22 protein-coding genes are annotated in these 22,329 nt (G+C 37.1%); 5 read left to right on the plus strand and 17 right to left on the minus strand.

What is annotated here, in order from left to right; genetic code table 11:
* Positions 1-51 precede the first annotated feature (51 nt).
* The 3 genes from RRV45_RS15780 to RRV45_RS15790 form a co-directional block, all read right to left on the minus strand.
* Positions 52-2,379: a DNA internalization-related competence protein ComEC/Rec2 gene (locus RRV45_RS15780; protein WP_315665645.1), complete on the minus strand. Its 2,328-nt coding sequence runs from the start codon at positions 2,377-2,379 to the stop codon at positions 52-54.
* Between the two features lie 173 nt (positions 2,380-2,552).
* Positions 2,553-2,981, minus strand: a complete 429-nt coding sequence (locus RRV45_RS15785; RefSeq protein ID WP_315665646.1) for a deoxycytidylate deaminase — start codon at positions 2,979-2,981, stop codon at positions 2,553-2,555.
* A gap of 96 nt (positions 2,982-3,077) precedes the next feature.
* Positions 3,078-3,701, minus strand: a complete 624-nt coding sequence (locus tag RRV45_RS15790; protein ID WP_315669057.1) for a helix-hairpin-helix domain-containing protein — start codon at positions 3,699-3,701, stop codon at positions 3,078-3,080.
* Positions 3,702-3,797: 96 nt separating this feature from the next.
* Between RRV45_RS15790 and comER the strand changes: the two genes are divergently transcribed.
* Entirely contained in the window at positions 3,798-4,625 is an 828-nt protein-coding gene (gene comER / locus RRV45_RS15795; protein WP_315665647.1) for a late competence protein ComER, read from the plus strand.
* 84 nt (positions 4,626-4,709) lie between these two features.
* Here comER and RRV45_RS15800 read toward each other — a convergent pair whose 3' ends face one another.
* From RRV45_RS15800 to RRV45_RS15835, 8 genes are read right to left on the minus strand one after another with little or no spacing between them, the layout of a single operon-like run.
* Positions 4,710-5,465 carry a class I SAM-dependent DNA methyltransferase gene (locus RRV45_RS15800; protein WP_315665648.1) on the minus strand — a complete coding sequence of 252 codons (756 nt, stop codon included), beginning with the start codon at positions 5,463-5,465 and terminating at the stop codon, positions 4,710-4,712.
* Positions 5,462-5,818 carry a ribosome silencing factor gene (rsfS, locus tag RRV45_RS15805; protein ID WP_315665649.1) on the minus strand — a complete coding sequence of 119 codons (357 nt, stop codon included), beginning with the start codon at positions 5,816-5,818 and terminating at the stop codon, positions 5,462-5,464. The genes RRV45_RS15800 and rsfS overlap by 4 nt, the downstream gene beginning before the upstream one ends.
* Positions 5,819-6,391 carry a bis(5'-nucleosyl)-tetraphosphatase (symmetrical) YqeK gene (gene yqeK / locus RRV45_RS15810; RefSeq protein WP_315665650.1) on the minus strand — a complete coding sequence of 191 codons (573 nt, stop codon included), beginning with the start codon at positions 6,389-6,391 and terminating at the stop codon, positions 5,819-5,821. It lies immediately after the preceding gene.
* Positions 6,381-6,950 (minus strand): nicotinate-nucleotide adenylyltransferase, encoded by a 570-nt coding sequence (locus RRV45_RS15815; protein WP_315665651.1) that lies wholly within the window; start codon positions 6,948-6,950, stop codon positions 6,381-6,383. Before RRV45_RS15815 ends, yqeK begins: the two co-directional genes overlap by 11 nt.
* Positions 6,951-6,995: 45 nt before the next feature.
* Positions 6,996-7,286 carry a ribosome assembly RNA-binding protein YhbY gene (gene yhbY / locus RRV45_RS15820; RefSeq protein ID WP_315665652.1) on the minus strand — a complete coding sequence of 97 codons (291 nt, stop codon included), beginning with the start codon at positions 7,284-7,286 and terminating at the stop codon, positions 6,996-6,998.
* Between the two features lie 4 nt (positions 7,287-7,290).
* Positions 7,291-8,121: a shikimate dehydrogenase gene (gene aroE, locus RRV45_RS15825; RefSeq protein WP_315665653.1), complete on the minus strand. Its 831-nt coding sequence runs from the start codon at positions 8,119-8,121 to the stop codon at positions 7,291-7,293.
* Positions 8,122-8,155: 34 nt separating this feature from the next.
* Positions 8,156-9,259: a ribosome biogenesis GTPase YqeH gene (gene yqeH, locus RRV45_RS15830; protein WP_315665654.1), complete on the minus strand. Its 1,104-nt coding sequence runs from the start codon at positions 9,257-9,259 to the stop codon at positions 8,156-8,158.
* Between the two features lie 3 nt (positions 9,260-9,262).
* On the minus strand, positions 9,263-9,778 hold the full coding sequence (locus RRV45_RS15835; protein WP_315665655.1) for a YqeG family HAD IIIA-type phosphatase: 516 nt from the start codon (positions 9,776-9,778) through the stop codon (positions 9,263-9,265).
* 374 nt (positions 9,779-10,152) lie between these two features.
* Here RRV45_RS15835 and RRV45_RS15840 point away from each other — a divergent pair, with 374 nt between their 5' ends.
* Positions 10,153-10,293 carry a sporulation histidine kinase inhibitor Sda gene (locus RRV45_RS15840; protein WP_082677165.1) on the plus strand — a complete coding sequence of 47 codons (141 nt, stop codon included), beginning with the start codon at positions 10,153-10,155 and terminating at the stop codon, positions 10,291-10,293.
* 98 nt (positions 10,294-10,391) lie between these two features.
* On the opposite strand, the gene RRV45_RS15845 is transcribed toward RRV45_RS15840, so the two are convergent.
* Complete coding sequence (locus tag RRV45_RS15845; RefSeq protein ID WP_315665656.1) at positions 10,392-11,192, minus strand: phosphatidylserine decarboxylase; 801 nt, start codon at positions 11,190-11,192, stop codon at positions 10,392-10,394.
* A gap of 154 nt (positions 11,193-11,346) precedes the next feature.
* On the opposite strand from RRV45_RS15845, the gene pssA reads away from it, so the two are divergent.
* Positions 11,347-11,886, plus strand: coding sequence for a CDP-diacylglycerol--serine O-phosphatidyltransferase (pssA, locus tag RRV45_RS15850; RefSeq protein WP_315665657.1), 540 nt, complete (start codon positions 11,347-11,349; stop codon positions 11,884-11,886).
* 125 nt (positions 11,887-12,011) lie between these two features.
* Here the strand turns inward: pssA and RRV45_RS15855 are convergent, their stop codons facing one another.
* From RRV45_RS15855 to RRV45_RS15870, 4 genes are all read right to left on the minus strand, one after another.
* Entirely contained in the window at positions 12,012-13,568 is a 1,557-nt protein-coding gene (locus tag RRV45_RS15855; RefSeq protein WP_315665658.1) for a glutathione ABC transporter substrate-binding protein, read from the minus strand.
* A 21-nt stretch (positions 13,569-13,589) separates the two neighbouring features.
* Positions 13,590-15,074: a chlorohydrolase family protein gene (locus RRV45_RS15860; RefSeq protein ID WP_315665659.1), complete on the minus strand. Its 1,485-nt coding sequence runs from the start codon at positions 15,072-15,074 to the stop codon at positions 13,590-13,592.
* Positions 15,071-16,543, minus strand: coding sequence for an amidohydrolase family protein (locus RRV45_RS15865; protein ID WP_315669058.1), 1,473 nt, complete (start codon positions 16,541-16,543; stop codon positions 15,071-15,073). The genes RRV45_RS15860 and RRV45_RS15865 overlap by 4 nt, the downstream gene beginning before the upstream one ends.
* 1,208 nt (positions 16,544-17,751) lie before the next feature.
* A complete protein-coding gene (locus RRV45_RS15870; protein ID WP_315665660.1) occupies positions 17,752-19,551 on the minus strand; it encodes a M3 family oligoendopeptidase in 1,800 nt (599 codons plus the stop codon).
* 249 nt (positions 19,552-19,800) lie between these two features.
* Between RRV45_RS15870 and RRV45_RS15875 the strand changes: the two genes are divergently transcribed.
* Complete coding sequence (locus RRV45_RS15875) at positions 19,801-20,772, plus strand: F510_1955 family glycosylhydrolase (protein WP_315665661.1); 972 nt, start codon at positions 19,801-19,803, stop codon at positions 20,770-20,772.
* Between the two features lie 63 nt (positions 20,773-20,835).
* Here the strand turns inward: RRV45_RS15875 and sigK are convergent, their stop codons facing one another.
* Positions 20,836-21,561, minus strand: coding sequence for an RNA polymerase sporulation sigma factor SigK (sigK, locus tag RRV45_RS15880; RefSeq protein WP_066293162.1), 726 nt, complete (start codon positions 21,559-21,561; stop codon positions 20,836-20,838).
* Positions 21,562-21,842: 281 nt separating this feature from the next.
* Here sigK and RRV45_RS15885 point away from each other — a divergent pair, with 281 nt between their 5' ends.
* Complete coding sequence (locus RRV45_RS15885) at positions 21,843-22,316, plus strand: hypothetical protein (RefSeq protein ID WP_315665662.1); 474 nt, start codon at positions 21,843-21,845, stop codon at positions 22,314-22,316.
* The last annotated feature ends 13 nt before the right edge of the window (positions 22,317-22,329 follow it).

Here is a 22,329-nt window from a genome sequence, read left to right on the forward strand (position 1 = left end):
GAGGCCGCAAACAGCAGCCTCTTTTTCGATTCCTGATTTATTTACTACATATTATGGCATCTGCGTAGAAAAGGTTCCTAGGTCTCCTTTAAAATAATAAGTAACGGCTCCATTTAGATCTGTCCGTAATACTTTAATTGTTCTCTCATCTAATCTATTTAGTACTTCTTTATTTGGATGGCCGTAACGATTATTCCTGCCAGCAGAAATAATGGCAAGCCTTGGTTCTAGTCGATTTAAGAACGAACTGGAAGTAGATGATTTACTGCCGTGGTGTCCAACTTTTAATACATCGATATCTAAGTTATGATAACGGCTAATTAATTTTTCTTCCCCGCTCTCCTCCAAATCCCCTGTAAACAGCCATGTTAGCCCTCCAATTTTTGTAAACAAAACGATGGAACCGTTATTTCTTTCTGATTCCATTCCCTGTTGGGGAGATAATACTTGAAACTTAAATTGACCTACCGTCCAGCTATCACCCGCTTTTGTAAAATAGTAAGGAATTTTATTGTTTTTAGCCTTTAATAGGATTACTCTTTCAAGCTCTGAAAGCTCCTCACTTTTAGGTAAAATAATATTCTTCACTTTCATTTCCTCAATTACTGCTGCGGCTCCCCCTATATGATCTGTATCCCCATGTGTTAAAATGAGCCTATGGATCGTAATAATTCCCTTGCTTTTTAAATATGGCACGACCACATCCTTACCCACCTCATACTGATTCTTTTTGAGCTTCCATTCCTCTTTATTAAACCTTAGATTACCTCCAGTATCGATCAAATAATTCCCTTTACCGTACGGAAGCCTTATGAAAATACAATCTCCCTGGCCAACATCAATAAAGGTAATCTCCCCATATGGGGATAGTAAATTTATTGAACCATGCAGAAATAGAATAAGAACCGGCAGAATTAGAATTGTCAGAGATTTTTTTATCCCTCTCATCCTCTCCCATAAGGAAAAGCTGCAGGGGAATATGATCATATATAGGAGCAAAATGATGAAATTAGGTCTACCTAAAGTAAGCGTTGAAAATGGCAATTGTGCAAGCCGTCCTGCAATAATATCCATCCAGTAAATAATGGTATTCAAAAAATCCACGAGAAAATTTATATTTCCCCCAAATAATAGATGTAAGAGGAAGATGGTAAATATGGCAGGCAAAATGAATAATGAAAATAGTGGAACAAACAGAATATTAGCTAGTACAGAGATGAATGAAACCTCAAAAAAATAGTAAAACATGATTGGGGCAGCCGCTAGCTGGCATATGAAAGAAGTGGCAAATAATAATGAAATCGGATTAGAAAAGCGTTTTAAGATAATAGGTGCGGATAATATAAGGGATAAGCTTACGCCAAAGGATAACTGAAACCCAACATTATAAATAATATAAGGGGAGATAAAGGTGTACAAGATAAAGACGATCCCTATCACATCAATGGTTAAAAGCGAAAAATTTCTACCCCATTTTTGCAAAGCTAAGAAAATGATCATCATAAAAACAGCACGAATGACAGAAGGGGAAGCACCTGTAATTATGGCGTAGCAGGGCAGGAAAATTAGCAGGGCTGACGTCATTTTCTCTTTTGATATCCCTGCACGAATGCCGAGAAAATAGATCATCCCTACGAGCATTCCAACATGAAGACCCGAAATGGCTAATAAGTGAACGATCCCTAGCTTTTGATAAGCGGTAAGGACGTCTTCCTCAATATAATTTCGATCTCCAAAAAGTAAAGCAATGGCCAATGGCGCCGTTTCCTTTGGAAAATAATTGTGTATATATTCAATCCCATTTTCTCTAAGAATCTGAAAAAAAGATATGGGGTTTTTTTTCTGAGGCATACATTTGGAGGGTATTAAGGTATCTGCTTTTAAAATCCAATAAGTGTGGTTTCTGTAAAGATATTCTTTATAGTCAAAAGCATTTTGGTTGGTTGAGGAAAATGGTTCATCTAATGAGCCTTTAACTGAACAAGCCATACCTGTTTTTAATCTTTTCTGTATTTCAGATTTTTCTTGTACAGTTTTTATTTTATATGTAAGAACAAGTCTTTCATTATGCCTTAATTCTTTGGCTGCCGCAGTAAATGAGTCCCCATCTACCTTTAAATTTTCCTGCAGGTAAACAACAAAATTAGTTTCATCAAGTGAGAGTCGACTGAAATTTGTTCTTCTTTCAAGGTTTTCACTTCGTACAAAAAAAATGATAAAAATAAAACCGATTGCTGCGAGCTGCCTCTTTGAAAATTTTTTAATTTTATAAAGAAATATTAACAAAAAAAATAGTGTTATAAAGATAGAACCATTAATAAAGCTTGTTAATATTCCCAGCAACGAGGCAACGGTGAAATAAATCCATTTGCCCTTCATTACAATAATCTCCTTTATTCATTTTGTATCATTAATCATTCGCTAAGCGATTATAAGAGACTATCCTATAAGGTGCCTCACCCCACAATAATACCAACATCTAGAGCATGTTACACTAATTTGAACTAGACATTGTATCGTGGTGCCTGGCACCTTTGCTTGAGGAGCTTCTTTTATTTCGATACTTCCTCCTTAGGAAGATGGACCACCTCAACATTTTTCAAAAAATATTCGTTATATTTATTAGGATAGGCGTGACGATAAACAATTTTACTAATCCCGGATTGGGCTATTGTCTTTGCACAATTTTCACATGGCTCATGGGTCACATAGGCGGTAGCCCCTTTTAATAAACTTCTATCTGCATGCAGAACCGCATTAAGCTCAGAATGCAGAGTGCGAATACATCTTCCCTGATCATTTATCAAGCAGCCAATATCTTCGCAATGGTCATGCCCATGAATAGACCCATTGTAGCCAGTTGATAAAATATGCTTATCTTTAACAATGACACAGCCCACATGCAATCTTGGGCAGGTCGAACGGGATCCCACCTCAGTTGCAATATCTAAAAAATATTCATCCCAGCTTTTTCTTTCCACTTTCCTTACCCCTTACAATAAATTTTTTTCGGTCTTGCAAAGAATTTCTTATATGCCAAGTTTAAGCCTCATGTCAAAATGGGTCAATATCGGTATCTATTTTACTTTAATACTATCCCTTAGTTTTTCAAATGTTTTTTCCCCAATTCCACTAATCGATTTTAGATCTTCAATAGCTTTAAATGGACCATTTGTCTCACGAAACTCAATAATAGCTGCGGCTTTGGCAGGCCCGACTCCTGTCAAGGTTTGTAATTCTGCTTCATTTGCTGTATTTAAATTAACCTTCCCATCGTTTTTTATTTGACCTGTTCCTTGAGGTCCTCCCCCTGTAACAATCGCAGAATCTTCCTCAGATTCCTCACCAATTTTCGGAACATAGATCACCATTTCATCCTCAACCCGCATGGCAAAGTTAATTTTTGCTTCGTCCGCAGATTGTATTAACCCACCAGCTTTATTAATGATGTCGATGACACGGTCATTAATTTGGGCTTCATAAACACCAGGCTTTCCTACCGCTCCCTTTACATCCACAAAAAAAGGTTCATTGGTTATACTCTCGTCCGGGGTTTCAGCTGCTTTTTGCTCGCTTACGAGGAATAGTTCCTCATCATTAAATAGTACACTTTGATCCTCCTCTGGCTGATATATAAAATAAAAGGCTGCAATACAAGCAGCTAAACCTGTAATAATGTAAATTTTGTGCTCTTTAATCATGTGTAACAACTATATCACCCTTTCATATTTAGCATATTCTATTAAGGAATTTCATAATGTATAGGAGAAAGCTCGCTTGTGAAGGAGGGAAGAACTTTGAAAATTGGAATGATAGGTACAGGTAATATGGGGAGAATTTTGGCAGAAGCTTTAATTGACGGGAAGGCTATTTCTCCTTCTTCCATAACAATAACCAATCGAACTTTAACAAAAGCTTTGGAAATTAAGGAGAATTATCCAGAAATACAGGTAGCAGCAAATGGGAAGGATGTGGCGGAATATTCCTCACTCATCTTTATTTGTGTTAAGCCTCATGATGTTCACAACGTCATTAAAGATATAACCCCCTTCCTAACGAAAGAAAAATGCATTGTTTCCATCACGAGTCCAATTAGCGTTGAGCAGCTGGAAAATATCGCACCATGTTCCGTTGCTAGAGTCATCCCAAGTATTACAAATCGTGCTCTATCAGGTGTTTCTTTATTATCATTTGGAGAAAACTGCCAAGATGAGTGGAAATCAATGATTAAAAAGATGTTTGGCGATATTTCCCGAATTGTTGAAATCGAAGAAAATATCACAAGAGTGGCATCTGACATTGTTAGCTGCGGACCAGCATTTTTCAGCTACTTAACACAAAGGTTTATTATGGCAGCAGTAAATGAAACAGAGATTGACCAGGAAACCGCTACAACACTTGCTGAAAATATGTTAATTGGTATGGGAGATCTAATGAAAAAGGGGTACTATACTTTGCCAACGCTGCAAGAAAAGGTTTGTGTAAAGGGCGGCATCACAGGGGAAGGAATCAAGGTGCTCGAAAAAGAATTAGGTGATATGTTTGAAAAGGTATTCCAGGCTACACATGCAAAGTTCGACGAGGATATTAAACAAGTAAAAGAACACTACTCTCTTAATATTTAAGAATTCTTCATTTGCATAAAAAATCCTCCCCAGTAGGGAATATTTTTTTAAAAAAAGCCAGCAATTCACTGCTGGCTCTTTTTACTATTTTCTTGAGGTTTTTCTGCAAATAAAAAAGATTCGTTCTGATTGATCTTGTGGAGGGGCATTTTCAAAATCAGCAGTAACTTCCAGGAGCTCAAAGCCAGTTTCCTGAAGCCACTTCTCATAAACATCAATAGGATAAGTCCTCTGAAAATGGAGTTCATCATAGCGGGCATACATATCTGTCTTTTTGTCTAAAACAAAAAAACTTAGGTCATGCTCTATGCTGTAAGGGTATTCCCCTTCAAAGCAATGCCAAATATAGCTTATCTCTTCATCATTTACAGCAAACGTTTGATCCATAAAGATTTCCTGGATTTTATAAAGGGAATGTACATCGAAGATAAATAGACCATCATTGGACAAATGCCGATAAACTTGTTGGAATGTTGATTGTACGTCTTTTTCTTCCCGTAAATAATTTATCGAATCACAGAAAATGCCAATAATATCGAAACTGCCTAATCCATCAAGTTCAGCCATATTTTGATGAAAAAATTCCATTGCAAACCCATTATCAGCAGCCTTATCCTGCGCGACTGTCAACATCTCCTCTGATAGATCCACGCCAGTTACTTGAAATCCTATCTTAGAAAGCCTCACAGAGAGCTCGGCCGTGCCACAGGCTAGATCAAGGAGCTTTTTCCCACTTATCTCGTATTTCTTAGCCTTCTCTAATACTAATTCTGCCCATTTATCATAAGGGACATCATTCATGAGCTGATCATAAAGATAGGCAAACTTTCCATAACTCATTGATTTAGTTCGCTTTGCACATTTTCAATAGGTGCATCGCCCCATAAGCGTTCCAAATTATAATAGCCTCTTTCATCACGGTGGAAAATATGTGCAACAACATCCCCTAAATCTACGAGGATCCATCTCGCTTCATCAAAACCTTCTACTCTTTTAACTGTATATTCCTTTTCCTCTGCCTTTTCCTTCATTTCCCTTGCAATTGCTTGCACTTGCTTATCAGAATTCCCATGGCAGATAATAAAGTAGTCAGCAATCAATGAAATACCCTTCATATTTAAAACAATAATATCCTCGGCTCTTTTATCATCAGCAGCCTTAACAGCAGTTAATAGCAAATCCTTTTCGTTCATTCAATCAATCCTCCCTGACCTCATAATTAAGTCATTATATGTGTTAAATGTAGCTGGAAAAACCGGCTGACCTCTTTTCATTAAAAAAAAGATGGTATTCTGAATAGATTTTATTAATGCTCTATCCAAGCTTAACTTTGCCATTTCACGAACTTCATCAACCCCGGGAAAATGTCTTCCAGGCTCGATATAATCAGCCAAATAAATAACTTTTTCGAGTATGCTCATGTTTTTTCTTCCAGAAGTATGATATCTTATTGCATCTAAAATTTCCACATCATCTATTCCAACTTCTTTTTGTACAAGAAAAGCCCCAACTGGTGCATGCCAAAGTTCACTATTGTATAGAAGAAGCTCTTGCGGCATTCCTTCATCTAAAATAATTTGTTGCATTTCCTCTTTTGGCCGGAATTTAGCATAATCATGGAAAATAGCAGCAAGCTCTGCTTTTTTTACATTGGCACCATATCTTTCAGCCAAGACCAAGGCCGTTTCCATTACCCCAATTGTATGGTGGTAACGATGATCAGTTAGCTGTCTCTTAACTATTTCTAATGCAGACTCACGATCCATATAATTGATTCTCCTTAATATAATTCATGACAGAATCGGGAACGAGATATCGAATCGTCTTATTTTCCAACAAACGAGTTCGAATTTGGCTGGATGAAATTTCTATATCCGGAACCTCTGCATATAATATTGGATAATTGCTTTTATTACTATAGGATGGTCTATTTACGCCAATAAATTGAACTATCTTCACCAACTCATCAATATTTCGCCATTTTGGCAAATACTCAACCATATCAGCACCAATAATAAAATAAAATTGCTTATCAGGATGTTTCTCAGTAAGTACTTTCATGGTTTCATATGTATAAGAGGGACCTAATCTTTCAAGCTCTAATCGTTCTATTTTAAAATTAGGGTGCCCACTAATCGCAAGCTTCAGTAAATTTTCCCTATCTCCAGTTTTTATGGCATTCGTTTTTGTTTTATGGGGAGGCTCCTGATTCGGCATAAACCAAATTTCATCTAATTCAAAAGTATTTAGCACTTCATTTGCAATAATTAAATGGCCAAGATGAGGCGGATCAAAAGTCCCTCCGAGTATGCCGATCCTTTTCATGCGAATTCCTCCCAATAATCTTTCATGCATGCTTAATAAAAAGAATTAAGGTAAATTTATTTGCTTATTTTCTCGTGATTCTTTATAAAGCACGATTGTACTTCCAATAATTTGAACAAGCTCTGCTCTCGTTCCTTTTACTAATTGTTCAGCAACCGTGTCCTTATCCTCTTCACAGTTTTGCAAAACGGAAATTTTCATCAATTCCCGTGCTTCAAGAGCATCTTCTACTTGTTTAATCATATTTTCATTTACTCCACCCTTACCAACTTGAAAAATCGGATTTAGGTGATGTGCCTTCGAACGCAAGAAGCGTTTTTGTTTTCCTGTTAACATTTTGTTATCCTCCTAGTTGTGAAAGAACGATATCTCTCATACGATTCGTATCTGGAAAAGTGCCTGTCCATTTTTCAAATGCAAGGGCTCCTTGGTACACAAACATATTTAAGCCATTTTGAATTGATGCACCTTTGTTTTTTGCTTCCTTTAGAAATATTGTCTCTAATGGATTATAGATGATATCACTTGCTAAAGCTCCTTCTTTCAGGTTATGTAAAGAAAGCGGCAAATCTTGAATTTTAGGTGCCATTCCTGCAGGTGTTGTCTGAATGACTAGGTCATATAACTCAAGATTTTCTTCCGCATTTCTAATATCATACACATCAGAATTCACATAATATGGACATTCATTCTTAATAATCGCAGCTTTTGATACGGTCCGATTGCAAATATCCAATTTTTCCGCACCAGCCGCCGCTATTGTGAAGTATATAGCTCTCGCCGCACCGCCAGCACCAATAACTAGTACTTTTTTATCCTTCAAATTTGGCATTTCCTCTTGCAATCCTTTAACATAGCCGCTTCCATCAGTATTATAGCCAATTAGTTTGCCTTCCAGATTCACCACTGTATTAACTGCTCCAATTGATTGTGCGAGTGGATCTAATTCGTCAAGCAACGGAATAATCGTTTCCTTATGTGGAACAGTGACATTAAATCCCGAAATTCCTATAGCTTTTAACCCCTTTATGGCATCTGCTAAATCTTCTCTCTTTACATGAAGAGGCTGGTAATGAGCATCTATTCCATAAGCCTGAAATAAATCATTATGCATGGCAGGTGACATGGAATGGGCAATCGGATCTCCTATAACCGCAAAAAACTTTTTCACCAATTTTCTCCCCTTTAAATACGATTGCCGAAATTTATATTAAAGATTTTCTTAATAAGGCATGAACACCCTTCGGAACATAAGCAGCTACCTTTGCACCTGGTTCATTAACTGTAATCCAGCCAAGTCCTGAAAAAACAATATCTGTTTTTCCTTCTTTGATAGTAAATTCATGTTTAACGAGTTCGGGGAAGGTATCCATTTGTTCCTTCCTTGGCGGCGTTAACATTTCACCAGCATGGTTTTTGTATAATTCGTCTGCATTTTCAAGCTTTGTCCTATGCAGGTTTAGTTCATTAGAAAAATGGCAAACAAAGGATTTCCGGCCGCCCGACTTATAGTCAAACCGAGCTAAACCTCCAATAAAGAGGGTTTGTCCTTCATTCAGCTGAAAGACTGTCGGTTTTATTTCTTTTTTCGGGGTTATGATTTTTAAATCACGCTTATCAACATAATGAGCCATTTGGTGATGATTAATAATTCCCGGTGTATCAACAAGTGCTTTCCCATCAGATAAAGGGATTTCAATGATATCAAGGGTTGTACCTGGAAAATGTGAGGTAGTAATCACATCACCTTCTCCTGTTACCTCTTTTAAAATTCGATTAATAAATGTTGATTTCCCAACATTCGTACAACCAACTACATAGACATCTTTACCCTTCCTATATTCATCTACCGCTTCAGCCACCTCAGAAATATTCTTCCCTTTAGCAGCACTTACTAGAAAAACATCTTCAGGCTTAAGGCCTAGTTCCTTTGCTTCTTGCTTCATCCAATTGATTAACTTATTATGTTTAACCGATTTTGGCAGCAAATCAACTTTATTCCCAACTAGCAGGATTTTATTTTTTCCGACAAACCTATGCAGTCCAGGCAGCCAGCTTCCGTTAAAGTCAAATATATCAACGATTTTCACAATCAAAGAATCACTTTTACCTAGTTCATTTAAGATTTTAAGAAAATCATCATCTGTTAAATCAACGTCCTGCACTTCATTATAATGTTTTAAGCGGAAACAGCGCTGACAAATAATCGCTTCCTTTTCCAGTGCCGAATGAGGTGCATAACCAATTGTGGCTGGATCTTCAGTTTGAATCTTCACACCGCAGCCTATACAAATATATTGTTCACTCACAAATTAATCCTCCCACTGAATCATGCCTTTTTTCTTAAACCAATTTAAGATTAATCTCTCCACTTTACGATTGAACCGTGTAATAAAACCATCAGTCTGCGCAACTGGTACAACAAGAATAGTCCGGAATCCGCTTCGGTTGCCGCCTAAAACATCTGTTAATAATTGATCGCCAATAACCACAGTTTCCTCTTTCTTCAGACCCATTTCTAGTAATGCTCTATTAAAAGCCCGTCCTAAAGGTTTTCTAGCTAATGGGATAAAGGGGATATTAAGCGGCTCAGAAAAGGATCTGACCCGATTATCATTATTATTCGATACAATCGTAATCATGACATTGCTATTTTTCATTTCTTCAAACCATTTTATTAATTTTGGAGTAGCATTTGGTCGATCCCATTCGACAAGAGTGTTGTCTAAATCGGTAATAATTCCTTTAACCCCATATTCCTTCAGCCTTTCAGGGGTAATTTCAAAGATACTTCGAACATGCTGATCCGGTAAAAATTGCTTCAACACGATATATAACACCTCTATTTATTTCTTTATTATAAAACGAAAGGAAAAGGCTATAATTTGTACTCATCATAAACAATTTTATTCGCCCTTTCAAACATAGGCTTAATATGAGCAAATCAAGAAATTTTTCGACATTTTTTTCTTTAATTATTTCTGTGGATAACTTTATTCACATTAAGCACACTCATTTATATGATCTTCCACCTTTTACTAACAACTTAACCACAGGTTATCCACTAATTATTGTGGATAACAGAACGGTTGTTCTAAGGAAAAAAGTTTGCTAGAGTATGATTACAACATTAAATCTTACATTATATGTATGAAATCAATTATATAGAATTATTAATTAAAATTAATGGAGGTGAATGGACATGCGAAAGCTGTCAGACGAACTATTAATCGAATCCTATTATAAAGCAATTGAGTTAAAGTTAAGCTCAGATTTTATTAACCTAATAAAGACGGAAATTCACCGACGTTCATTATCACACAAAATTAGAGTTTCATCCTAATAATAGACTACTTTTTAGTGGGGGTCGTGGCTTAGTAAATTCACCAAATATATACTGGCCCCCGCAGAGCACTTTCTTTCTCTTCCCAAACGTTATTTCTACTGTGTGATGTTCTTGTCATGATTAATATGGCCAACCCGCTCACCCACTTTTATGTCATATGGTGTTTTAATCGTTGACAGGGGCGTGAAACTGTTTTTTTCGAATAAAAGGACAACTGTTGAGCCGAAGGAGAAATAAGCCATTTCATCTCCCTTTGCTATTTCTTCACCATTATGTATCACTTCTATTGAATTCACAAACATGGCCCCCACCTTTACAATTGAAAGCTTGCCTTTCACATGTTCTACTTCAGTAATGGTCCGATAATTTTTTGAAAGTGCAGCTTTTCCATATTTTAAACCATATTTATTAACTGGGTAGGATTTCTGACCTAATGTCCATTGGTCAAGGATACGGCCAGTAACCGGACTATGTATCCGATGATAATGACTAGGGCTTAAATAGAAGATCATATAGAAACCATCCGTATATTTATCCAGCTTTTCATCATTCCCCATCATCTCGCTAATGGAATAATCCTTTTCTTTAACTGTAATAATATGTCCCGGCTTAATAAGGCCAATGTCTTCAATGACGGCATCAACAGGGCTGACAATGGAATAGGAATCTTGATCAACATGACGTACTCCTTCTTTAAGTGACCTCGTAAAGAAATCGTGCAAAGTAGGATATTCCGCTAATGTTTTCTCCATTTCATCCTGGTTAATTTGATATACCTTACAAAAAGATGGGACGAACAGGCGGCTTGCATTGGAACGAGCAAATCTTTTTATAAGCCCTGAAGTCAATTTGCCGTTTGTAAGCTCAATAAAAAGCCGATAAAGCGATTGTTTCATTCTTTCACCCCCAATATACTCTTTACGGTCAGTACTAAAAAGATTAAAATTAAATATTATTAAATAAGGACAGTAACGTGCTTACTTTTATATCTAAAGCACTTAGGACGACAACTAGACATATGATATCTTACGTAAAAAAGGAGTGTGGTAAATGTTTTTAAATGATATTTTGGATCAAACCATTAAAAAACTAAAAGCACAAACTGCAAATGTTATCACTTTAGCGAATTTATCATTAGGCGGATTTGCCATTATTTTTGCCTTAAAAGGTAATTTAAATTTAAGCTTGCTGCTCATTTTTGTAGCAGCACTTGCTGACCGGTTCGATGGAATGATTGCTAGAAAGCTTCAAATTGAATCGGAGTTAGGGAAGCAATTAGATTCCATGAGTGATATTATATCATTTGGAGTTGCTCCTGCACTATTAATATATCAAGGAATTTTATTTGAATTCGGAGCCCCCGGTTCATTTTTCACTATTTTCTATATTGGCTGTGGAGCTTTTCGACTTGCAAGATTTAATATAAGTGAAAATAATGGCTACTTTACAGGGCTTCCGATTACAGCTGCAGGCTGTCTAATTACATTGAGCTATCTACTAATTCCTTATATTCCAGCGCCTTTCTTCATATTTATATCGATTATTCTCTCCTTATTAATGGTCAGCCCGTTTAAATTGAAAAAATTATAAAGAAAAGCTGATAGGATTAATTCCTATCAGCCTGATAATATTTCCAAAATGGTAAGAACGAATAAAAATCTGACTCAAAAGGTTCGTTTATCACCGAACTATTGAGTCAGTTTTTTGTTTACCACTTATTCAAAGAAAAAGAAACCAATTGAATTCATCCAGACTTGATTAACTCCCTTTGCAGTAACAGCTAAATGCTCAAGTGTTCTCATTGGAATAAGCGGGGCTTCTTCTAACTCGATTTCTTGCAGCTTCGCATATAATTCCATACGTTTTTCTTCATTCGATTCTTTCCGCGCGTCTTCTATTAGCTTATCGACTTCAGGATTTTTGTAGAAAGAGAAGTTACCGACAGGTCCTGCTGAAGAACTATGAAATACGTTGTATTGATTGTAATCGGCATCGCCCGTTGCATTCCCCCATCCGCCGATATACATCTCAGAATCCCCTTTTGATAGTGTTTCTAGATAAACACCGTACTCTAACACTTTAATCTCTAATTCTACACCAATACCTTTTAGTTGAGATTGAATAACTTCTGCTAAATTAATTCGTTCTTTTCTATCATCAGTTACAATTGTTGTTTTAAATCCTTCTGGAAGTCCCGCTTCTTTTAATAGGCTTTTTGCTTTAGTTACATCATACGGAAAATCTGTTAATCTATCATGAAAACCGATTACCTTTGGAGCTAATGCTGATGCTACTCTAGACCCGACATTATTGTACACACCCTTAATTATAGCATCCTTTTCAATAGCATGTGCGATTGCTTGACGCACTTTCACATTAGTAAATGGCTCCTTTTCAACATTAAATCCAATGTATTCAACTCCAAATCCCTCCGCACGAAGAACGGACATGGAATCAGAAGCTTCAACACGCTCAATTTCTGTTGTTGGAAGCTGATCAGCTACATGTGCTTCACCTGCTTCGACCATTGCAAACCGCGTTGCTTCCTCAGGAACTACTTTATACGTAAGTTTTTCAAAAGAAGGTTTTGTTCCCCAATATTGTTCGTTGCGAAGAAGCACCATTTCTTGACCAGTTTTCCAGGATTCGAATTTGAAAGGTCCTGTCCCTACAGCATGGACTGACAAGTCAACTGTTCCTTCTGTAAAGGCTTTAGGACTGATCATTGAACCTTCACTACTAGCAAGCACCGACAATAGTGCAGAGAATGGATTTTTTAAATGAAAAACAACCGTGTATTCATCTTTTGCATCAACCTCCTTCAGCATTGAAAAGACAACTGCTCTCGGGGAAGCTGTTTTATCGTCAAGAAGGCGAGCAAAAACCTGCTTTACAGCTTCTGCATCAAAGTCACTTCCATCATGAAACTTTACATCTTTACGCAATTTAAATTCCCAAGTTAAATCATCGATTTGTTTCCATTCCTCTGCTAGAGCTGGGATGTAATTCATTTCTTTATCCCTAGCCACTAGACTTTCGTAAACTTTCCCATATACATAGTTAGCAGTTGGGTTGCTTGAAATAAAATGAGGATCAATGTTACCTGCATCCGCTTTACGAGCTACAATTAATTCATTAACATTAGCCTCTTTCTTTTCAGATTTTTTTTCACCATCAACTTTTTCCTTGGTAGTTGAGCAACCTGCAAGACCAAGAAACAATATAAATATTAATCCAATTAACACGTAAAACTTTTGTCCTCTTTTATACATACTAATTACCCTCCTCATCTCCTATTTTTCTGATATAATATGCTCTTTGACTTTTTTCAAGGCTGGCGTAAAAAGTTTCTCTGGCCCTAGTTTCTGGTAGTCCCTCTCAATATAACTTGACTTTAGTTTATTAAAGTACTTCTTTCCTTTAATCTTCAATTCTTCAAAGTCAATTCCCGAAATTTTCCTGTCTTTCATAACGATTCTTCCGTTAATGATTGACATCTTCACATCACTTCCAGAAGCAGCTAAACACATTGACCGAAACGGGTCATCAATGTTGCCAATGTGGAAGCCTGTAATATCAACGATGATAATATCTGCCTTTGCGCCAGGTGATAAACGTCCTAAATCAGGACGGCCTAGAAAATTAGCCCCACCAATCGTGGCTGCTCTGAAAATATCTGCATAAGTAGATCCTTCCACTCTTTTTGATGTAACACGTGATAGAATTGCTGCCGTACGGATATTTTGAAAGAAGTCTGGCGGAAATGCGTCAGTACCTAGTGCAAGAGGGATCCCCATCCTCAAATATTCTGAAAATGAATCCATTGCAATGCCATGCCTTCCTAATACAAGAGGACAATGGATAACGGTTGTTCCTGTTTCAAGTAAAAGCTTCATATCACTATCGTATTTTTCTTCCTCTCCAGCATACTCAGCAGTATAGAAAGCGTGTGGTATTGCAGTGTTCATACCAAGAAAGCCGATGTCATACAAATAGCGTATTGGTGTCTTTTTATATCGGCTTACAATCTCTTTATATTCGAATTCACCTTGTGCGGCATGAAGGCGTACAGGACAATTTAATTCTTCACTATATTTTTTAGTTTGAACAAGAATTTCTTTTGTTTGAGTTTCAATTCTTTCAGGTGCGAGCATACCTCTTACCAGTCCGTTGTACGCCCCATCAAATTGTCGAATAAATTCAACTGCCCGCTCTAAACCAGCCCAACCTTCATCCTCTCGAAACTCTACACTTACCTCACCATCTGGTGACACAACCCTAATACCGGCTTGGTAGCTTGGCCCTAAATACACACGTAAACCTAACCTGCCTGCATGATGAGCTGCTGCCTCAATTTCTTCAAAAGTTTCTGCCCATCTTTTGTAAAATACTGATGTAATCGGCATTGCGGTTGTAACACCGTTTAGTATCAGCTGAGAATAAGCATAGAGTGACTTAAATGCCTCCTCTTCCTTTGACATAAACTCTTTTGGTCCGGAATCGTAATACTCTTTTGACCACAGTAGGTTTTTCCGCTTCTCTTCTTCTTGCTCTATGTGAATGGAGTCGTGATCAATGTCACCAAGCGCATCTAAATCAATAAACCCTGGGCTTATAATCGCTTCCCCTACATCGATTGTTTCATCAACTTGACCGCTATAACCTTTTCCTACATACAGTATTGTGTCGTTTTCATATACAATTTCTCCATTGGAAATTAAGATATGATCATTGTCTTCATAGGCAATTACGTATTTTCCTTTTAATTTTATCTTCATAATATTTTCACTTCCATTTTCTTTTCAAACTCTTCCTTATCAAAACGTTTTTCATCCAAATATGCCCTTGCATGTCCCCAAAAATAAGAAGACGGTTCCATATATGGTTCCATACCAGCCCTTTTGATTGTCTCCATCGCCTCCATATTTGCTTCATCCAATACTCGCTTCTCATCAACCGTTGTTACGACCCGATTTTCCATTACTACATTTCCATCAACTATTACAGTGTCAACATCATTCGCCACTGCTTGATAAACAAGACGGTGAACATGCATGAAAGCCGGGGTTAAGTGTGGCTGGTTAAAATTAACAGTAATCACGTCTGCCTTTTTTCCTGTTTCAAGCGACCCAATTTCATCATCCCAACCTAAACACTTCGCCGCATCAATGGTCACCATTTCCAGAAGCTTTCCAGGTGGTAAATAATAATAATCTCGAAGAGCAGCTTGTTGAATCAGCTGCATACGTCTCATAGCTTGAAACATATCAAATGGGCTGAGTGGAGATGTTCCGTCTGTAGTAATCGCAACTGTCGTACCCATTTCAATCAATTCAGTTACAGGTGTTCGGGCAATAATTGAGCCAAACCCAGGCGAAGCGCTAACATTTGTACCTGTTTCTGCAAGAATTTTCGTCTCATCGAATGATAGACCCCGACAATGCTGTAAGTGAACATCTGGGCCAAAAAGTGAAAACTCTTTTTCTTTAGCGGCTAAGTGAATCATACCGCCAAATGCATCAGAATGAATACGGGTATTATATTTTGTCGCGATTGAACGAATAAGGCGAGCCTGCATTTTATCATGATCGGATAATCGATGAAGTGATTCAAGTGGTGTAGGTCCAGAAGGATTTACTGATGTGACAATGACATACGGTGTAATGAAAGCCCTTGTTCGATCATTATTAGAGTGATGCAGCGCTTCAATGACTGCCTCTGCTCCTTTTATCGCCTGTTCATAAGTAACATCCTCGACAATTCTCTTTCCGTCTTTCCAACGACTGAACGGCTGAGGCCATGGTGGGTTAGCCGGTCCAGTACAAACAATCTCTCTAATTCCAGTTTCTGCATATGCCTTCGCATGGTTGATAGAAAAAATAGGGTCATCTGAACGAGGGACAGAGCCCATTACCGAAACACCTGTTGTCACTCCACTTTTTAACCGTTCTAGAGCTGATAGCTTTCCTTCGTAATACCAAAATTCATCCGTCACAAAGTGCTTGTAAGCTGTCGTTATTATTGGCATCCAGTCCCCAATATTGTCTGCAGCAATTGTTTTGAAAAGCGAATGACCTCCGTGGCCATGTGCGTCAATAAAGCCTGGCATGATAACCTGGCCTTTACAGTCAATCACTTTCTTTGCAACATATTTCTCATATAATGCTTCCGTTCGGTCAACATCTATGATTCTGCCTTTTTCAATCGCTACACCACCATCTTGGAGCAACCGTCTTTTTTTATCCATTGTTACTACAAAGCCATTAATTAAAAGTAAATCAATCAAAAATTAGCCCTCCTTTTGAATATTCGAACCTACCCTTGGTGTATCTCCTCTAACTCATTATTTTTCACAATAATTCCTTGATGGATGAAAGCTTTAACAGCGTCCTTCTTGCTACTGCTTGAGCGGAGCAGGTAGCATCTAAAAGAACTATATTTGCTGCACCGCCGACTTTTGGTCATACTTTTTCTTCAAGGTCATTTAACGTGTAACTCTACCTGATACATAGCCCCAAATTCGATTAAAGGTGTATTCATCTATTAATCTAAAGCGCTCTCCAAGAATACTTAATATCTCAATTGTGTTACCTGATCCGAACGGTGACCAATAATCGGTTAAGCAATCATATCCAACAGAAACTTGGAAAGCATGTGATTTAGAATATGTACAGGATTTGTAGGCCAGTTGATTGGTATCGTGGCTGTACCATCAATCCCAGCTTCGACCAATATATCAATCATCGGTTTTTAATCTAGCTGTTCTAAATCAGCTAGTGCAATCCCGTGGCTGATTGTTATCTGACATTCATTCTTAGCAGCTTTTCATCGATTCAGCTAAAGTATAGAATGTAATTGGATCTAATTTTTTGGATCGTGAAGGTGAATACCCTGGCCTGTTTCTGATTTAACTGCAATTTCCAACATTATTTCTAGGGATTTTTTAATGTTACGGTCAACAGAGGCTGGGTCTAGCCCCTATAATAATAGCTCCAGATTTCATTGCCTCTCTAATTTATGTGAGTTACTCCACTTTGCATCAATCCATGTTGGGGAAATGCTTTTTCCTTCATATTCAAAATCCTGTTTCTACTCGTGCCTGTTAAATAATTAATGCACTCATTTTATCCCTCCTTTGTTTAGATTAGAAAATAGAACGTAAACTTTTGTTTTATATTCAACTTGCCAATTTATATTATAAAGAAAATCTTTAGAAGTTTTTTTAAATAAATTTACTTCTTTTTAAAATATTTTGACTATTTTGAACATTGTTTTTACTTTTTTACAATTTATTATTGATTAATACGGACAAGGAAGGTTATCTAATCACACACTATTTAAGGAGGTATTACAATTATTGAAATTCAATCCTCAGCTTCCACTGTCTAGCCTAGGGTTTTCGTTTCCATAATAAAAGCCACACCTTCATTTTATTTAGGGTGCGGCCTTTTTTTTCTATTTTCTTTCAGTTAAAGCTAGAAATTCCTCAATATCATCCACACAAAGCTGAACCGCTTTTTCCCAAAACTCATGTGTGGATAAATCTGCATTTAAATGCTTCTTCGCTAAATCCTCTACTCTCATTGATGCTGTGTCTTTCAATAACGCAATATATTTTTCTTCATATTCCTTCCCTTCCTCTAATGCGCGGGCATAAATGCCAAGTGAGAAAAGATATCCAAAGGTATAAGGGAAATTATAAAATGGGACACCTGTAATATAGAAATGTAGCTTAGAAGCCCAAAATGTTGGATGATACTCCCCAAGCGAATAACCATACGCTTCCTTCTGTGCTTCCTCCATTAACTCATTTAATCTCTCTGTACTAACTGTTCCATTTTTGCGCTCCTCATAGAAACGGGTCTCGAATAAGAAGCGTGCATGGATATTCATTAATAATGCGACTGTTCTTTGAATTTTATCTTCGAGGAGAGCAATTTTTTCCTGTTCCGATTGTGCATTCTTAACCGCTGCATCGGAAACAATCATCTCAGCTAGTGTTGATGCCGTCTCTGCCACATTCATGGCGTAATGACGGTTTAACAAGTGTAAATCCCTCATTGCATAAGTATGAAATCCATGTCCGAGCTCATGTGCCAATGTGGAGATATTTGAAGGTGTTCCAGAGTACGTCATAAATATCCTTGACTGGCTGCTTTCAGGGAAATATGTATGAAATCCTCCTGGAGATTTTCCAGGCCTATCCTCCGCTTCAATCCAATTTTCTTCAAACGCCATCTTGGCAAACGAAGTCATTTCTTCCCCGAATTGCGAGAAGTGATCTAAAATAAACTCAGCCCCTTCTTGATAAGAAACTTTCGATTCTGTATTATTTATTGGAGCATCTAGGTCATACCAGCATAATTTTTCAACTCCGAGCAATTCGGCCTTTCTGTTTAGGAACTTCACAAGAGGTTCTTTATTTTTTGAAATAACATCCCACATCGTATCAAGTGTTTCTTTGCTCATTCTATTAATAGCTAAAGGCTCTTTTAATACATCGTCCCATCCGCGCTGCTTGTAAACATTCAGTCTAAAGCCTGCTAAATGGTTTAAAGCTTTTGATAAATAATCTGTTTGTTCCTGCCAGGCCAATTCCCACTTTTCAAATATATTTTTCCGGATGTCTCTGTCCGGACTAGAAAATTTATTAGCTGCTTGCCCAACGGACAGAAGTTTTTCTTCTCCGTCCTCTTGAAAAGGAATTTTTATTTTCCCTACAATTAAGTCATAAAGCTGGCTCCAGCTATGGTAGCCATCAACCCCAAGGGCATTTATCAGGCTTTCTTCCTCTTTAGATAATTTCTCTGATGCTGTCTCGCGCCGTTCGGTTAGGACAAAAGACAATTCGCTGAGTCCATTCTCCTGCATCAATTCCTCCCAAACGGCTGAGTCGTAGCTCGTTAATTTTTCATCAAATACGGTTAAAGCGTTTTGAAAGCTTGCACTTAGCCCAGTGATTTTCGCCCGATGTTCACTCGCTTTCTTATCACTTGTATTTTGTGCTTGCAGACAACTGACAAATGCTCCAGCTTCACGGAGCTTCTTAGTGGTAATTTGAAAGTTTTCTATTATGTTAATTAATGATGTGTTATCTGATATTGAATTAGTTGGTTCCCATGTATGTACTTGTAAGCCAAATTCCTTAATTTTCTCTTCTGTTGTATGTAAATGTTGTGTAAAATCCTCTGAAGAGCTGCCGCCATTAAAGAAGACATCTAAATCCCAAATAGTTGAATAGGTTGTCGCTGTCATTCTTTTTCCCCCTTATCATTCAATAATTTTATTATAGGTTAACTTTTCTAAAATTTCTATTAATTAAAACACTTAGATCAGCATAAAAAATGAGGGGAATCAAACCCCTCATTTTAGATAAAAGTTGTAGGCAATCATTTATCAAATTTCCAAAATCGGGACGAATCTTTTGCTTATCTAATATAATATCCGTTAATATTGGAAGGGATTTATCTCTTATCTTATTAATTTGCAGTTGGAGTGAACGACATGACCATTTCGATAAGAATAAAAAAACATTTAACATTTTTAGCATTTGGATTTGCTATCGTTGCATCCGGTTGTTCAGCCGATGAACAGAAACATCCTTTAAAAAAAGAAGAACCTGTTGTATCTGGCACCTTCGAGTTAAAAAAAGCAGCGCCTCAGCGTTTAGAGCAGATTTATGGGTTAGGATATCCGGGAAACGATACAGGACTTTATATTGCCTCTCATGAAGGTTTAAAAGTATATTCTAATGGCGGATGGTTGGAAGGAACCTCCCAAAAACATGAATATATGGGATTCCAGGCAACAGAGGATGGATTTATGGCGAGCGGCCACCCTGAAAAAGGATCTGATCTTAAAGATCCCCTTGGTTTAGTATACAGTCAGGATAAAGGAGCAACTCTTGAAAACCTCGCCTTCTACAGTGAGAGTAATTTTTATTTTTTATCGGTAAGCTATAATGGAAAAGTTATTTATATCATTAATCAGGAAAAAAACTCACAAATTGAGCCTGGGGTATTTATATCTAAAAATGAGGGAAAAACGTGGGAGCAGGTTCAACTAAATGGACTAGATGCAGACACACTAGGAATGATTGCTGCCCATCCAACGAATAACAGCTTAATGGCGATGTCAACGAAAAGTGGAATATTTTTTTCTAATGATCAAGGGAAGAATATGAATAAATTTACTGATCCTATCATGTCAACTGCCTTGGCCTTTTCAGAAGACAACCTATATTATTCATCTGTTGAAAATAATAAGGTCCTTTTTTATAAAATGAACATCCATACATTGGAAGCTGAGCAAATTAGTATACCATTTTTAAGCTATGATAACCCGATTACGTTTATTTCTGTTAATTATAAAGATCAAAACACTCTTTCATTTGCTACTTATTTAAATGATGTTTATGAATCATCTGATGGGGGTCAGAATTGGAAATTAGTTCTAAAGAACGGCAGAATTGAATAAGACGAAAAAAGCACAATCAATAGCATTAAATCTAAAAATGCTAGTGATTGTGCTTTCCCATATTTATTGGCTGTTTTTTCGTTTCTCCTTTTCCTTTTCTGCGCGATAAAATTCATGAAACATTTTCATTAAAGCTCTTTTTTCAATCCTTGACACATAGCTTCTGGATATGCCTAATTCCTTGGCAATTTCCCTTTGCGTTTTTTCTTTTTGCAGGTCTAAGCCAAAACGGCCCACAATTACTTCCTTTTCTCTATCATCTAAAACCCCTATATATTCCTTTACCTTTTCAAGCTCCATATTTAATTGGATTGTATTTATGACATCCTCTGAATCAGATTTCAGTACATCAATCAATGATATCTCATTTCCTTCTTTATCTTGCCCAATGGGATCATGAAGAGAGACATCCTTTTTTGTCTTTTTTAAAGCACGTAAATGCATTAAGATTTCATTCTCTATACACCTCGCCGCATAGGTGGCAAGCTTCGTGCCTTTCCCCTCTGAATAGCTTTCTATGGCTTTAATTAACCCGATTGTACCAATAGAGATTAAATCCTCAGAATCTTCTCCAGTATTTTCGAATTTCTTGACAATATGAGCTACGAGCCTTAAATTATGCTCGATTAGCATGTTTCGAGCATGTGTGTCGCCAGCAGCCATCAACCGCAAATACTTTTTTTCATCAGCAGCCGATAGCGGTTGAGGAAAAGCATTATTTTTTACATATGAAACGAGAAACACAATCTCTTTCACTAAATAGCCAAGCGCTGTTAAAATTCCTGACATTATTTCCACCCCCGCTTTCAAACACTTTAGCCTTAACTAATTCCTATGTGCAAAAAGAGTTGTTTTTGTCTGTCCACCTCATTTATTTTCCTCGGAAATATTTCCACAGCCTTTTTCGTAGGCTCTCATTCTTTTCAGACCTGATTCTTTTAAATAGCCTAATTATTCCTTGCCTATTTACACCTAATATAGTAAAAACAGGCGTTTTCAATAGTACATTGTCCTCCCGTGATACATATATATGCAGTGAATAAGCTTATAAATCCTAAGGAGGAGTAGTAATGAGTAAGGACATGATGGAGTCTTTAGTAAATAAAGTCATTAAGATAAACAGGGGGGGACCAGAAACTGGCTCTGGAACTCTACTTGGTGTTAAAGATGACTACCTAATTTTATTAAGTGAAAATGATGGAGTTGTATACTTCAAGAATCAACACATTAAAAGTTTAACCGAAAGTCCAAAGAAAGGACAAAATAGCAAAAACGGACAAAACTACAATTTCGATCAAATTAACAACTTAGAATATATGGCTCCAGATACTTTTGAAGAGCTATTGGAAGACTTAAGGTATCAATGGGTAACCATTAATCGAGGGGGACCAGAAAAAGTAGAAGGCATGCTTCATGATACGAACGGAGAGTTTGTCGCTCTTTTCTGTAATGAAGAACTTCTGCGTCTATCTATGTATCATATTCGAAGCATTAGCTACGGTGTAAATGTAGAAGAAGAAGAAAGTAATAATGATGAAAGCTAGGGAAACCTTCTAG

The sequence above is a fragment of the Bacillus sp. DTU_2020_1000418_1_SI_GHA_SEK_038 genome (genome assembly GCF_032341175.1).
Taxonomy (GTDB): domain Bacteria; phylum Bacillota; class Bacilli; order Bacillales; family Cytobacillaceae; genus Cytobacillus.